A 743-nucleotide genomic window follows, 5' to 3' on the forward strand; every position below is an offset into this window, starting at 1 on the left:
TCTGTGCAGATGTGGCCGTCGTGATCTGGGACCTTCCGGCTTCCATACGGGCATCAACGAAATGTACGCTGGAGACGCCGGAACCGTTCGTTCCGCTCATCAGCTTGAATATTCCCCTTGAAACGGGCGGCCAGCGTATCCTTTGGGCCATGCGCACCAAAGATGAGCCGATCCATCTCACCATGTCCGCCGGTGCGCTCGGGCCGACTGAACAAACTGTTMTTTATCCGGCAGTTGAGCTTGGCTCTTTCGATGTGGACCGAGCCGTCGATAATCTCGCGGCTGCCGGACACATCAAGCTGCTCAACAATATGCTGAGCACATGGCGCAGTGCCTTTCGCCTGTCGCAGAATCCGATTTTTGCCAGCGTTGTTCGCGAAATCACCTTGGCGTTGACGCCGGAACCGCGGCAAGTGCGCGGTTGTGGTCAGCCGATCGACGGTCAGCACCTGTTGGAAACCGCACTGGATCCGGACCTTGGCGATGTTGCTGCCATCTATGCAATCAGCGCCAATTCCATAACTGCGCTGCCGACGAAGCTGGGTCTGGGGCGCCAATCCAAAAAGGGCTGGCAGTCGTGCCATCTCCTTGTGGAGTCCGCCCGGGCGTTGCCGCAAGCATTGCATTTTGTGTTTACGGGGAAAAACGGTATCGCCGTCCGCAAATTATCCGATAGCGATGGCCAGCTTGACTTTTCCAAGTGGTGGCCAAAGCGGCAGAACGATATGGAACTGCGTGAGTTC

At 57.0% G+C, this 743-nt stretch carries 1 pseudogene; it reads left to right on the top strand.

Features of this window, described 5'->3' with window-relative positions:
• Positions 1 to 104: 104 nt before the first annotated feature.
• Positions 105 to 743: pseudogene (locus ACXJ5O_RS28850) on the top strand (glycosyltransferase family 2 protein); the annotation flags it as partial.

The sequence above is a fragment of the Phyllobacterium sp. P5_D12 genome, from assembly GCF_054049495.1.